The sequence below is a fragment of the Kushneria sinocarnis genome (genome assembly GCF_003633775.1).
GTDB lineage: Bacteria > Pseudomonadota > Gammaproteobacteria > Pseudomonadales > Halomonadaceae > Kushneria > Kushneria sinocarnis.
In genome coordinates this window covers 59,753-73,571 of record NZ_RBIN01000006.1, presented here as the reverse complement: position 1 = coordinate 73,571, position 13,819 = coordinate 59,753, and the positions used below count along the sequence as shown (strand labels likewise).

The 13,819-nt window shown below is 64.1% G+C and carries 12 protein-coding genes; 9 read left to right on the top strand and 3 right to left on the bottom strand.

The features are described 5' to 3' along the window. Window positions 1-69: 69 nt before the first annotated feature. The 6 genes from C7446_RS10690 to C7446_RS10670 all read left to right on the top strand — a co-directional run bounded on the left by C7446_RS10690 (window position 70) and on the right by C7446_RS10670 (window position 4,579). Complete coding sequence (locus tag C7446_RS10690; RefSeq protein WP_121173104.1) at window positions 70-1,731, top strand: OpgD/OpgG family glucan biosynthesis protein; 1,662 nt, start codon at window positions 70-72, stop codon at window positions 1,729-1,731. 83 nt (window positions 1,732-1,814) lie between these two features. Then, on the top strand, window positions 1,815-1,946 hold the full coding sequence (locus C7446_RS16785) for a hypothetical protein (RefSeq protein WP_281272350.1): 132 nt from the start codon (window positions 1,815-1,817) through the stop codon (window positions 1,944-1,946). Window positions 1,947-2,162: 216 nt separating this feature from the next. Beyond that, window positions 2,163-2,753 (top strand): histidine phosphatase family protein, encoded by a 591-nt coding sequence (locus tag C7446_RS10685; protein WP_121173103.1) that lies wholly within the window; start codon window positions 2,163-2,165, stop codon window positions 2,751-2,753. Between the two features lie 130 nt (window positions 2,754-2,883). Next, window positions 2,884-3,384 carry a thiol peroxidase gene (gene tpx, locus C7446_RS10680; protein ID WP_121173102.1) on the top strand — a complete coding sequence of 167 codons (501 nt, stop codon included), beginning with the start codon at window positions 2,884-2,886 and terminating at the stop codon, window positions 3,382-3,384. A gap of 83 nt (window positions 3,385-3,467) precedes the next feature. Further along, on the top strand, window positions 3,468-3,899 hold the full coding sequence (locus C7446_RS10675; RefSeq protein ID WP_121173101.1) for an OsmC family protein: 432 nt from the start codon (window positions 3,468-3,470) through the stop codon (window positions 3,897-3,899). 104 nt (window positions 3,900-4,003) lie between these two features. Beyond that, window positions 4,004-4,579, top strand: coding sequence for a DUF1415 domain-containing protein (locus tag C7446_RS10670; protein ID WP_121173100.1), 576 nt, complete (start codon window positions 4,004-4,006; stop codon window positions 4,577-4,579). A 28-nt stretch (window positions 4,580-4,607) separates the two neighbouring features. On the opposite strand, the gene C7446_RS10665 is transcribed toward C7446_RS10670, so the two are convergent. The 3 genes from C7446_RS10665 to C7446_RS10655 all read right to left on the bottom strand — a co-directional run bounded on the left by C7446_RS10665 (window position 4,608) and on the right by C7446_RS10655 (window position 7,546). Further along, on the bottom strand, window positions 4,608-4,820 hold the full coding sequence (locus C7446_RS10665) for a hypothetical protein (protein WP_121173099.1): 213 nt from the start codon (window positions 4,818-4,820) through the stop codon (window positions 4,608-4,610). Window positions 4,821-4,931: 111 nt separating this feature from the next. Continuing rightward, window positions 4,932-6,086 (bottom strand): acetylornithine deacetylase, encoded by a 1,155-nt coding sequence (gene argE / locus C7446_RS10660; protein WP_121173098.1) that lies wholly within the window; start codon window positions 6,084-6,086, stop codon window positions 4,932-4,934. 50 nt (window positions 6,087-6,136) lie between these two features. Beyond that, entirely contained in the window at window positions 6,137-7,546 is a 1,410-nt protein-coding gene (locus tag C7446_RS10655) for a YfcC family protein (protein ID WP_121173097.1), read from the bottom strand. A gap of 327 nt (window positions 7,547-7,873) precedes the next feature. Between C7446_RS10655 and C7446_RS10650 the strand changes: the two genes are divergently transcribed. The 3 genes from C7446_RS10650 (at window position 7,874) to recC (ending at window position 13,758) form a co-directional block, all read left to right on the top strand. Further along, complete coding sequence (locus C7446_RS10650; RefSeq protein WP_121173096.1) at window positions 7,874-9,202, top strand: MFS transporter; 1,329 nt, start codon at window positions 7,874-7,876, stop codon at window positions 9,200-9,202. 125 nt (window positions 9,203-9,327) lie between these two features. Continuing rightward, window positions 9,328-10,134: an SDR family NAD(P)-dependent oxidoreductase gene (locus C7446_RS10645; RefSeq protein ID WP_170150062.1), complete on the top strand. Its 807-nt coding sequence runs from the start codon at window positions 9,328-9,330 to the stop codon at window positions 10,132-10,134. 153 nt (window positions 10,135-10,287) lie between these two features. Further along, a complete protein-coding gene (gene recC, locus C7446_RS10640) occupies window positions 10,288-13,758 on the top strand; it encodes an exodeoxyribonuclease V subunit gamma (RefSeq protein ID WP_121173094.1) in 3,471 nt (1,156 codons plus the stop codon). The last annotated feature ends 61 nt before the right edge of the window (window positions 13,759-13,819 follow it).

Genomic DNA, 13,819 nt, shown 5'->3' with positions numbered 1-13,819 from the left:
GACTTCACCAACGGCCCGTGGCCATGTCCGCCCGGGTAATGGTCTGCAATCAGAAGGATTGGCCCACCCATGGATCGAAGAACTCTGTTGAAGGCGTCGATGGCTCTTTCGGCGCTGGGTATGACACCGGCGGCCTTCACGGCGCGAGCCGATTCACAGGCGCCGGGCGAGGGCGTGGACATCGCTCTCGATGATCAGGCGCAGTCGTTCAGTCATGACTGGCTGAAACAGCACGCCCGCGAAATGGCCCGTTCGGCCTATCAGGATCGCACCGAAAAACTGCCCGAGACGCTGGCCAGTCTTGATCCGCATCACTATTCCAACATCAGCTACGATCGCAATCATGCGCTCTGGTCGGATGATGCCGATGCCGATGTGCAGGTGCAATTCTTCCATGTCGGCATGCATTTCAACCAGCCGGTGCGCATGTACAGCGTCAATGACGGCAGGGCCCGCGAGATCCATTTCAACCCCGAACTATTCAAGTACAACGGCAGCGGGGTGGATACCGGCCAGCTTGAAGGGCAGGATCTCGGCTTTGCCGGGTTCAGGGTGTCGCGCAGCCCCGACTTTTCTGCCCTGGCCAACGTGGTGGCCTTTCTGGGGGCCAGCTATTTCCGGGCGATCGACAAGAACGATCAGTTCGGCCTCTCGGCCCGGGGGCTGGCCATCGATACGGCCATGCCGCCGGATGAAGGTTCGGAAGAGTTCCCCGCCTTTACCCACTTCTGGTTCGAACATCCCGATCCCAACCGGGCGCAGCTGACCGTGTATGCGCTGCTCGACTCGCCAAGCACCACTGGCGCCTACCGTTTCGACATCGACTGCCAGGCAGAGCGTGTAGTGATGTCGGTGGATGCCCATGTCTATCCGCGCAAGCCGATCAGACGACTGGGTATCTCGCCGATGACCAGCATGTTCCTGACCGGACCCAGCCAGCAGTCCTCTCGCAATACCGTGGTTGAGCAGGTACATGACTCCGATCGGCTGTCGATGTGGCTCGATGACGGCGAGTGGATCTGTCGGCCGCTCTATAACCCCAAACATCTGCAGTACAACGCCTTCAGTGCCGGTAGCCCGCGCGGATTCGGGCTGGTGCAGGATGATCACGAGTTCGAGCATTACCGTGACACCGTCAACTGGTACAGCAACCGTCCGAGCCTGTGGTGCGAACCCACCAGTGACTGGGGCGATGGCAGTATCGTGCTGGTCGAGCTGCCGACCATGGGCGAAACCGTGGACAATATCGTGGCCTTCTGGCAGCCGCAGCAACCGGTGCAGGCGGGTGATGACCTGCACTACGCCTATCGGCTCTACTGGAGCCCGCGGCCGCCGTATCAGCCTTCGCTGAGTCAGGTCGACAAGACCTTCAGTGGCATCGGCGGATCCAAACCCGGCTGGATTCCGGGCGAGCATCCGCCGGAGACCTGGGCCAGGCGCTTTGCGGTCGATTTTCGCGGCGAGCCGCTGGCCTCGATGCCGCCCGATGCCACGGTCAAGGCCGAGATCTTGGCCTCGCACGGTCGCACCGAAGTGGTTTCGATCGGCAAGCTGGGGCCGCTGGATCAGTGGCGAGTCCAGTTCGACTGGTATCCCGACAGCGAGTCGACCGAACCGGTGACCCTGAGACTCTATCTGCATCAGCAGGAGCAGACGCTGAGCGAGACCTGGCTTTATCAGTGGGTGCCGCCGCAGCCGTCGGATCGCAACTGGGAACGCAACGATCGCTAGCGTGCCGGCATGATCGGCGGGTTTCCGGTCTCCGGAGCGGGAACCCGGGAATCCGTCGTTTCGTTCAGCCGCCACGAGCGGCGATGAAACCGCTGAAGAAGCGCTCGGCAAGCTCTTCCAGCCCGCTCGATGGCATGGTTACCCTCCTGCACGATCAGGGCGGGGCGATCGATGGCCGCCAGGCGCTGACCCAGGCGATGAAAGCCCTGCGATGAGACATTGATCCCCGCCTGCCGATCGCCCTCGAACAGATCGAAGCCCGGGGCAGTCACGATGCCCCCGGAATCAAACAGGGCCAGTGCCTCGAGTGCCCGGGCGGTGTCAGATTGCGGCCATTCATTCAGTCACGGGCCGGATGGCCGATAGAGCCCATGATGCCGTGTTCCCCGGAACGCTAAACTTCAATCGAAACCCGAAATCCCGGACATCCCATGGACGGACTGCCTCCCAGACCCTTTGTCTTTCTTCGCCACGGCGAGACCTTTCACAATCGCGTGCGGCTGATTGCCGGCTGCCTTGATGTGCCGCTTACCCCGCGCGGCGAGGAGCAGGCGCGTGCCGCCCGCCCCCTGCTGGATCGCGTGACGTGGTCGTGCGTGGCCGTCAGTCCGATGTTTCGTGCCCGCAAGACGGCTCGGCTGGCCGTCTCGACAGGCCCCCTTTACTGTTATGCCGATCTGCGCGAGCGCCACTGGGGCTGCTGGGAGAATCAGCCGATTCGCGAGCCGATGCCCTATTTCGAGCATCCCCGGTCGGGCGAATCCTGGGAGGCTTTCCGTGATCGGGTCGGCGGGGCGCTCACCTGCGTGCTGAACGAGTTCGAATGTCCGCTGGTGGTGGCGCACTCGGGCGTCTTCCGGGTGATCCGGGCGCTGACCCAGGGCAGCCCCCTCGGCCCGCGGGTCGGCAACGTCGAGCCGATCCTCTGCCGACCGCCGGATGAGGAAAGCGCCCGCTGGCGCCTCGAGCCGCTGACAGCGGCGCTGCTCGGCGAACTGCCCTGTCCCCGGGCGGTAGTATGAGCCCTGGCGGACTTCACCGACTGCGCTCGTCACATTGCATTCCGCGGCCATGACCTCGATATTTGAGTGATGAATCCAGCGATGTCCGGTGACTTGTACCGGCATCCATCATGGCAAGGGAGGCCATACGATGAATCAGGTGAAATTCGGGGATACCCAGGTGGATGTGAAGGGGACCTTTCCCCAGCCGGGCGATACGGCCAAGCCCTTCACCCTGACCGGTCAGGATCTGGAAGAGGTGCAGCTTGGCGATTTCTCCGGGCAGCGCAAGGTGCTCTCCATCATCCCCAGCGTGGATACCGGGACCTGCGCCATGTCGACGCGCAAGTTCAATGAGCGTGCGACGGCGCTCGACAATACCGTAGTACTGGTCATTTCCGCTGATCTGCCCTTCGCGGCTGCCCGTTTCTGTGGTGCGGAAGGGCTTGAAGGGGTCCGGATGCTCTCCACCTTTCGCCATCATGACGAGTTCACCAACGGTTACGGGGTGGGCGTGACCAGCGGACCGATCCGCGGACTGTGCGCACGCGCCGTGATCGTGCTTGACGAAAACGATCGGGTGCTGCACTCCCAGCTGGTGGAGCAGATTCGCGATGAGCCCGATTATGATGCCGCACTGGCGGTACTCTGATCGGCAAGTCGGCATGAATCATCTATGCTGAACGTGTCGGGTGCCAGGGGGCACCGCCACGTGAACCCGGAAAAGGAGGAAGCATGGCGATCAAAAAGAAAGGCTCCGCTGAGTGGCAGGGCAGCCTGAAGGAGGGGACGGGCACCGTCTCCACCGAAAGCGGGGCGCTCAAGCAGAATCCCTATGGTTTCAAGACCCGCTTCGAAGGGCAGTCGGGGACCAACCCGGAGGAGCTTGTCGGTGCCGCCCATGCCAGCTGCTACTCGATGGCGCTGTCGATGATGCTGGGCGCGGGTGGCATGGAACCCGAAAGCATCAGAACCGAGGCGACCGTCACCCTGGAACAGGATGACAGCGGGTTTACCGTGACCGCCGTACACTTGGAAACGGTGGCCCGGGTCCCCGGCGCCAATCAGGGCGATTTCGAAAAGGCGGCCAATGATGCCAAGGCAGGCTGCCCGATCTCCAAGCTGCTCAATGCCGAGATTACCCTCGATGCCCGGCTGGAAGGCTGAGCTTCAAACGAGGGCATGAGATCGGGCAACCCCCCTGCGGCGCAGGGGGGTTGCCTGTTTGCCAGCACGCCATACTCCGTTTTCCCACCGGTCCTGCATGCCTGATGACTTCCCACCACGATGTGCAACCCGATCCCGAGACCGCTACTCGCCGCTGGTTATACAATTTTGTCATTGCTCACGACATCTGTCCCTTCGCTCGCCGCGAGTTCGACGCCGATCGGGTACGTTATTGTCGGGTGAGCGGACACGATACCGAAGCGCTGCTCCAGCGGCTGATCGAGGAGTGTCGACACCTGGATGCCGACGCGCATACGGCGACCACGCTGCTGATCGTGACGCCGGGGCTGGAGGTCTTCGAGGACTATCTTGACGCTCTGGCACTGGCCGAACGCCTGATGCAGCTGGAAGGCTATGAAGGCGTCTATCAGCTGGCAAGCTTTCATCCCGACTACCGCTTCGGCGATGCGCCGGCGGACGACCCGGCCAATCTCACCAACTGTTCCCCCTTCCCGGTGCTGCATCTGCTGCGTGAAGCCCAGGTGGAGGCGGCGCTTCAGCGCTTCGCCAATCCCGAGCGTATCCCCGAACGCAATATCAGCCTGCTGCGTGATCGGGGACACGAATGGTGGCGTAACATCATGCAGACGTGTTGCGACATCCCGCCGGACAGGGCATAGGCCGCCAGCCACCGTCCGGCGAAAGCCATCAGTTCAGATTACGGATGATGGTAGGCCCGGGTGCCACGCCGTAGCGCTTGAAGTGTTCCTGACGCATGCGCCATTCGATGCGCTGCTGGCGGCGCTTGAGATCGTTCAGGGTGATCAGGTTGGGCACATCCTCGAAATGCTCGCCGGGAAGGATCGATTCCGTTTCGACCCCTGCCCGGGGCTGACGCGAACGACGCCTGAATGGGTTCATGAGCTACCTCCCTGTGATTCGGATGTCACCGCCCGGTAACGGTCTGCCGGGCGGCTTTACACTTTGTCACAGCTTGGAAGATATTCCCGCTCTTCGCTGTGCCGAAGTGGATCAATCGGCGCACGCCAGATGCCGGCCGAGCCGGGTCATGAAATTCGTGCACTGCTCAAGCTGTTCGCGTTCGATGTACTCATCGGGCTGATGGGCCTGACTGATGCTGCCCGGCCCGCAGATCACCACCTGCAGGCCGGCGTTCTGGAACCGCCCGCCTTCGGTGGCAAAGGCGACCGCTTCCCGCTCCCGGGCGCCAAGCAGGGTATCGCAGAGGGCCAGGGCCTGGTCGTTATCCCGGTCGGCAAGCGCCGGTACCGTGGGTGTCAGACGCTCGGTCTCGATGGCAAAGGCGGGGTTGCGGTTTTTCAGCGCCTCTTCCAGTTCGGCGCTGGCGACCCGAAAGCGTTCGAATACTTCATCGAAACCATCGCCGGGCAGATGGCGAATCTCCCAGTCGAAACGGCACTGACGGGCCATGATGTTGATGGCGGTGCCGCCCTGTACCCGGCCGACATGAAGGCTGGAGTAGGGGACGTTGAAGGCCTGATTGAGCCGGTTCTCGGCGGCCAGATCGCCCATGATCGTTTCGATGCGTTCAATCAGGCGGGCGGCGGCATGGATGGCTGAAATGCCCTGGGGGATCTGGCTGGAGTGCGCTTCGATGCCATGCACCGTAGTACGCAGGCTGGTGATGCCCTTCTGCTGGATGACCGGCGCCATCAGGGTCGGTTCACCGATGATCACGCTCTCCGGGCGAGGGTGGTGCTGCATCAGGTGTTCGATCATGCGCGGTGCCCCCAGGCAGCCGACCTCCTCGTCATAGGAGAGGGCCAGCCAGATCGGCCGCTCGAGCTCAAGCTGCTGCCACTGCGGCACTTGGGCCAGCGCACAGGCCAGAAACCCCTTCATGTCGCAGCTGCCGCGGCCGTAGAGACGATCGTCGTGCTCGCTCAGGACAAAGGGATCGGTCTGCCAGGGCTGACCCTCGACCGGTACCACATCGGTATGACCGGACAGCACCACACCGCCGGCCGTTTCGGGACCGATCCGGGCCAGCAGATTGCTCTTGCGGCCATCGTCACTGGCAATCCTCTCGGTGGGGACATCATGACGGTGCAGAAATGCTTCGACCCATTCGATCAGTGCCAGGTTGGAGGCGCTGGAAATGGTGTCGAAGCCGACCAGTTCACTCAGGATGTCATGTGCTTTCATGCAGATCTCGCCTGTCTCGGGAGGTGAATGAGATAAGTGTCCTGCCGGATTCATGCCGGCCCCCACTGAATGGCGACCGCCACGGAGAGGGCGAGCCAGCTCAGCAGAAACAGTTTCATCAGCAGGGGAAAGAAGAAGCGGACCCAGCGGTCGAAGGGCACGCCGGCGATGGCCAGCATGGCCAGGGTCCCGCCCGAAGTCGGCACGATCAGGTTGGTCAGGCCGTCGCCGACCTGAAAGGCCAGAATCGCTGTCTGGCGGGTCATGCCCAGCAGATCGGAGAGCGGAATCATGATCGGCATGGTGACAATGGCCTGGCCGCTGCCCGAGGGGATGAAGAAGTTGATGAGGGCATGTACCACTGTCATGGCCAGCGCCGAACCCAGTACCGGCAGGGCGGAAAGCGGGGCGGAGAGTGCGTGCACGATGGTATCGGCGATATGGCCCTGATCGAGCAGTACCTCGATCCCCCGTGCCAGGCCGACCAGCAGTGCGCCGGTGGTCACGGAGGCCGCGCCTTCGAAGAAGCGGGCGTTGAGCGTACCGGGGCGCATGCCGCCGGTCAGTCCGGCCACGATCGCGATGGCCAGGAAGGTGGCGGCGATCTCGTTGATGTACCAGCCCAGGGCGAAGACGCCGTAGAGCATGATGGCCAGTCCGAGCACGAACACACCCAGTACCGCCCAGTCCCGCTTGACGAGACGATGACCCCGGGGCGGGGCGGATTCGCCGCCTTCATCCGTCAGCTCGTCTGCCGGCGGCATCAGGCTGCGTTCGGGGGCATGGCGAATGCGGGCAAGATAACGCGTGATGTGATGGGCGGCGATCGCCAGGGCCCCGAGGCAGAGTACGCTGCGCAGCAGGGCTCCGGAAAAGAGCGGCAGCTGGGCGATCCGGTCGGCCACACCCACCGTATAGACATTGATCGGCGAAGTGGCGAATCCGATACCGACGCCGCAGATGGCGATACCGGCCCCCGTCAGCCGGTCGCCTCCAAGAGCGGTTCCCAGCAGCACCGCAATCGGCACCAGCGCAATATTGTTTTCGTAACCGACCGCCACGCCCAGGGCACCGAAAACGAATGTCATCAGCCAGATCAGCAGGGCCGGGCGGTCGCTGCCCAGCCGATCCACCAGGGTGCCGATCAGACGCTCCAGCGCGCCGGTAGCCTCCAGCACCCGGAAGAGCCCACCGCCGATGAAAACGGCAAAGATGATGCTCGAGGCTGCCACCATGCCCAGCGGCACGGCATGGAAGATGGCCAGCGGGGAAGGGGGTGTGGTGTCGGTCAGGGTGAAGGTGCCGGGGATGACCGCTTCGCGTCCGGCCACTGCGTGACGTTCATACTCGCCGGAGGGCACCAGCCAGGTCAGCCCCCAGACCAGGATCAGCATCATCACGATCAGTACGGCCGGATGCGGGACCCGTTCATACCAGCGCTGCGAGGAAGTATCGGACATGACGGCAGATTCCTTGTTGCAGGTTCTGCAGGTTGTTGTGCTTTCTGCAAGCGGGAGCGGTTTGATGTTGTTGGCCTGTTCCCCTGTTCGTTGTAGCAGCTTCATCGACCCGCTGCCCACCCGGCGGTCCAGCACGCAGCGGCGAGTTCCCCGTCGGGTCGTTTTCTGTCAGTATGGCGGTTCGCCCGGGAGACCCCTTTTGCATGTGATCCATGCCCCGTCCTCCGGCCGATCGCGTGATCCGCGACCTGCGAGCTTATCTCATCCCGAATGAATCATTGCGCCGTCTGTCCCGGACAAGGCGTGCTTACTGCGATCGATAGCCACATGGAAACACTCGACGGCGCCGATCACGGGACGCAGGGAGCCTCGCGTCCCCTGAACGGCCGTGATATCCGGATTCTGGGCCTTTCCGCTCTGGGCGGGGCGCTGGAATTCTACGATTTTGTCATCTTTGTCTATTTCGCCACCGTGGTCGGGCAGCTCTTCTTCCCCGTCGAGATGCCCGACTGGCTGCGTCTGGTACAGACCTTCGGCATCTTTGCGGCCGGTTACCTGGCGCGCCCGCTGGGTGGCATCATCATGGCGCATTTCGGCGATCTGCTGGGTCGCAAGAAGATGTTCATGCTGAGTATCTTCCTGATGGCGGTGCCTACCCTGGTCATGGGCTCGCTGCCCACCTACGACACCATTGGCGTGATGGCCCCCATCCTGCTGCTGCTGATGCGCGTGCTGCAGGGGGCTGCCATCGGGGGCGAGGCGCCGGGGGCCTGGGTGTTCGTCACCGAACACGTGCCGGCGCGCCATACGGCCTTTGCCACCAGCACCCTGTCCGCCGGGCTGGTGGGCGGCATTCTGCTCGGCTCGCTGGTGGCCACGGCCATCAACGCGCTCTTTGACGATGCCACGATCACGGCCTGGGCGTGGCGTCTGCCGTTCCTGCTCGGGGGCGTGCTCGGTTTCGTGACGCTCTATCTGCGTCGCTGGCTGCACGAAACGCCGGTCTTTACCGAGATGCAGCAGCGCCAGTCGCTCTCCACCGAGCTGCCGGTCAAGCTGATCCTGCGTGATCACCTGCGCGGGGTGATGCTGGCCATGGGAGTCACCTGGCTGCTGACGGCCGCCGTGGTGGTGACCATCCTGATGACCCCGACCCTGTTGCAGAACTTCGCCGGTATCGATCGCGGCCTGACGCTGGAGGCCAATATCGTGGCGATCGTCTGCGTGATGATCGGCTGTCTGGTCGCCGGTCGGCTGGCCGATCGATTCGGTGACGGCCTGATGCTGCTGATCTGGAGCGTCGGGCTGGGAGTGAGCTTCTGGGTCTTTTTCGGCCGCATGCAGATCAGCACGGTCGGGCTTTTTCCCCTGTACGCCGTGGTCGGCTTCTTTGTCGGCCTGACCGGGCTGGTGCCGGCGATTGCCGTCAAGGCCTTTCCGGCGGCGATCCGCTTCACCGGGCTGTCGTTCTCCTACAACGTGGCCTACGCCATCTTCGGCGGCTTGACGCCCATGGTGGTCACGCTGTCGATCAAGGTGATGCCGATGTCACCGGCGCTCTACGTGGCGATCGTCTGCACGATCGGTGCGCTGATCGGGCTGGGACTGATGCGTGTCCATCATCGCTATCGCCGGGTCGCGGCCTCCGCCGGCTGAACATCCGTACCGGCATTGCCGGCCGGCTGCGCCGTCAGGCGGGGTGTGGCATGGCCCGGTGCTGGCCGTGTGCGCGTGAAACAGCCAGGCTCTGATGACATACAGGGATGTCCAAAGGAGATGTCATGGAGATTTCACTGGCCAACAGGGTGGCGCTGGTTACCGGCGCCAATCGCGGCATCGGGGCTGCAGTCGCCGAAAGCCTGGCCGAGGCGGGCGCGGATGTGGCGCTGCATTCGCGCAAGGCGCGCGATGAGGTCAATATCCTGGCCGAATCGCTGGCCGAGCGCCACGGGGTCAGGACCCGGGTGATCGTGGGCGATCTGAGTGACGAGCAGACGATCGACTCGATCTTCTCCCAGTTCGATGCCCATTTCGATCGGCTCGATATTCTGGTCAACAATGCCGGCTTCGAGAATTCGCACGCGCTGGAAGAGATGCCGCTCGAGGTCTGGCGCGGCGTGATGCAGGTCAATCTCGAAGCTCCCTTTTTGTGCAGTCAGCGTGCCTTCAGGCGCATGCAGGCCGGTGAGCACCGTGGTGGCACCATCATCAACATCCAGTCCATTCATGATGAGGTCGTACGCAAGGGTGTGGCGCACTATGGCGTGGCCAAGTCCGGCCTGAAGATGCTGACCCGCAGTGCGGCGCTGGAGTGGGCGGAATACGGCATTCGGGTGGTCGGCATCGCGCCGGGCGCGATCGAAACCGATATCAACCATGATGACATCGAATCGCTGGGTCGCGACCGCATGAACAGCTGGATTCCGCTGGGCTTTGTCGGCGATACCGCGGATGTGGCGGGTACGGTGGTGTTTGCCTGCTCCGATCAGGCGCGCTATATCACCGGCACCACGCTCTATGTCGATGGTGGCTACATGCACAACACCCTGCGCTATGACGAGCGTCCGGGGCACGACGAGATCACCTGAGTCGACTGCCGGCGCTTACCGGTACTTGCAGTGTCCGGGGCAGCCCCGGACAATCGCGGCTCCTGCCACGGGCCGGACCCGGGGCGGGCGTGCTGCTCGCCCCGCTGCTCCGGGAGAGCTGTCATCTGTCCCTGAAGCGCGCCGGAGAAGCGATTGTTTACCGTTCTGCATGCCAACCATCTCGAGGATCTGCGTGATCTGGCGGTGTCGCTGTCGACCCGGCAGCCACTGGCAGCGCTGGATAATGAAACCTTCCTGGTGCAATCCAACGGCATGGCCCAGTGGCTGCAGCTCTCGCTGGCCGAGCAGCTGGGCGTCGCGGCCGCCAACGATTTTCCGCTGCCCTCGAGTTTCGTGTGGCGGGCCTATCGTGCCGTGCTCGGCAGCGAGATTCCCGAGCAGTCCCCCTTCGACAAGCGACCGCTGACCTGGCGTCTGATGCGCCTGCTGCCGCAGCTGCTCGATGAGCCCGAGTTTGCGCCACTGGCGCACTACCTGGCCGATGAGCTGCCGCGCGACACGACGCCTGCGCAGGCGGATGGTGTTGCCTGTGGTGATCGCAAGTGCTATCAGCTTGCGGGACGACTGGCCGATCTGTTCGACCAGTATCTGGTCTATCGGCCCGACTGGATCACCGCCTGGGGGCGGGGAGAAACGGCCCCGGCCGATCTGCCGGAGGAGGAGGCCTGGCAGCCGCGACTGTGGCAGGCGCTGCTCGAGGATGCCGCGCCGGCGGAGCGCTCTTGTCATCGTGCGGCACTGCATGACCGCTTTCTGCAGGCCAGCCGGGAACTGACCGAGCGGCCGTCGCTGCTGCCACCGCGGCTGGTGGTGTTTGGGGTCTCGGCACTGCCGCATCAGCTGCTGGAAGCCTTGCATGCCCTTTCCGGGGTGATGGATGTGGTGCTGATGATCGCCAACCCCTGCCGGTATTACTGGGGTGACATCGTGGCCGACCGGGAAGTACTGCGGGCCCGGATGCGCGCCGAAACCCATCGCCAGCGTCACGCCGAGCATCCCCGGCTGACCGGCCTTGATGAGCAGACCCTGCATCTGCGTGCCAATCCGCTGCTGGCCAGCTGGGGCGCGCACGGTCGTGATTTCATCGAGGCGCTCTACGAGTTCGAGGCGGATAATGCCTTCGATCTGGAGCACGATGTATTTCGTGACCGGGTCGAGCAGGGAGAGCACGCACCGCTGCTCCATCAGCTGCAGCAGGATATCCTCGATCTCGAACATCCCGCCGAGCGCACCGAGCAGGCGGGGCGGCGTAGCCTGGCGGCCGATGACGAGTCACTCACGCTGACCTCGGCGCACTCGCCGATGCGCGAAGTCGAGATCCTGCATGATCAGCTGCTCGATGCCTTCGAACGCGATGCCACCCTCAAGCCGCGTGACATCGTGGTGATGGTGCCGGATATTGACCGTTACGCGCCCTTCATCGAAGCGGTCTTCGGGCAGGTGCCGAGCGATGATCCGCGCTACATCCCGTTTACCGTGGCCGATCGGCTGACCTCCGAAGCCGATCCGCTGATGCAGTGTCTGCTGGCACTGCTGGAGCTGCCGGAGCGACGGCTGGGGGTCACCGAGCTGCTGGACTGGCTGGATGTGCCGGCCTTCCGGCGCCGGTTTGATATTCGCACCCGTGAACTGGAAACGCTGCAGCGCTGGCTGCAGGGCAGCGGTGTGCGCTGGGGGCTGGACGGCGAGCACCGCGCGGCGCTGGGGCTGCCCGGGCTGCATGGCAATACCTGGCGCTTCGGGCTGGAGCGTATGCTGCTGGGCTATGCCATGGGCGAGGCGGATTTCGATGGGATTGCCGCCTATGACGAGATCGGTGGGCTCGAGGCGGATCTGGCCGGGCGGCTGGCCTCGCTGGTCAGGACCCTGGAAGGGTTGCGCCGGGAGATGGCAACGCCGACCGATCCGGTTACCTGGGGGGAGCGGCTTACCACGCTGCTCGATAGTCTGATCGCGCCCGAGGAGCAGCACGAGTTCGACATTCGCGAGCGCTTCGAGCGGGCAATCGAGAGCTGGCTCGAGGCCTGCCGTCATGCCTGTTTCGACGCCATGCTGCCGCTGTCGGTGGTGCGCGATGCGCTGACCGGTGAACTCGACGATGGCGGGCTGTCACAGCGCTTTCTGGCCGGGCGGGTCAACTTCGCCACGCTGATGCCGATGCGGGCGATTCCGTTTCGCAAGACCTGGCTGCTGGGCATGAACGATGGCGATTATCCCAGGGTACGGCTGCCACAGGATTTCGATCTGATGGTTCAGCGTCATCGCAGCGGCGATCGCTCGCGGCGCGACGATGACCGCTATCTGTTTCTCGAAGCGCTGCTGGCGACCCGCGAGCAGCTGACGATCTCCTGGGTGGGGCGTGATCAGCGCGACAACACGCCCCGGCCGCCGTCGATTCTGGTCAGCGAGCTGCTCGATACCCTCTCGCTGGGCTGGCAGGTCGATCCTGCGGAGAACGATCATGATCAGGCACTGCGGCGGCGGCTGATCACGGAACATCCGCTGCAGCCGTTTGCCGAACGCTATTTCGAGCCCGGCGCGGATCTTTTTACCTACGAGCATGCCTGGGAGAGGGTACATGCCGGTGTGGCACCACCGGCCGCCGACAGGATCGAAGACACCTTCGAACTGCCGGCCGAGCCGCTCGATCTCGATGCCCTGACACGACTGCTGCGCCAGCCTGCGGCGCTCGCGCTGGGCGATCGGCTGGGGATCCACTTTCAGCTGCCGAAGGCACCGGTGGATGATGCCGAGCCCTTTGCCCTGGAGGGCCTGGATCGCTTCGAGCTCAAGCGCTCACTGCTCGATTCGGTCCGCCAGGGAGCGCCCTCACTGGAGCGTGCTGCCGAGTCGTTCCGGATGGCAGGCCGCTTGCCGGCACTGGGGTTCGGCAGCCAGCTGATGGCCTCGCTGCTGCCGCCGCTCAACGCCCAGCTGGCGTGCTGGCAGGAGGGTATGAACGGGCTGACGCCTGCCGAGCCCGTGGGAGTGCAGTGGCGCGCGCAGGAGCCCAATGGGCTGTATCTCGAGGAGCGCATTGACGATCTGCATCATGACGGCGAGGGGCGGCTGTGGTGGTGGGCGCTGGCGCCGGCCCATTTCGGTCATCTGCGCTGCGACCGGGCCGGCAGGCTGATCCAGTACGGCAAGCCGGCTCGACTGTTGCGCGCCTGGCTGATGCAGCAGGCCGTGACCGCCCGGGGCCGGCCCCTGCACATCGGGCTGGTCTTCGAGGATCGGGTGCTGCGTCTGTCCCCGCCCGAACCGGCCCAGGCGCAGCAGTGCCTGTCCCGCCTGCTGACCCGGTGGTGGCAGGCCTACTGTCACCCGATGCCGGCCCATCCCGAGCTGGCCTTCGTCTATCTTGCGAATATCGCGCCCGGTGCCGCGGGAGAGGGGCAGGACGAGGCGCTGGAGCGCGCTCGCCGGCACTATGAAGAGGATGACTTCAACGGACGTGCCGCACTGCGTAGCCGTGAACCTGTACTGGGCGAGCTGTGGCCGACCTTCGAGCAGCTTTATCAGGCCGGTTTCGAAACCCATCTTCAGGCGCTCTACGGCGATTTTCATGCTGCGGTGCGCCTGCTGGCCGGTGGCGACTGACACTTTCGTCCGGGGTAGCCGGGTCACTCCGGCAGTCCCGGCCCGGCGAACACGGGAAGGA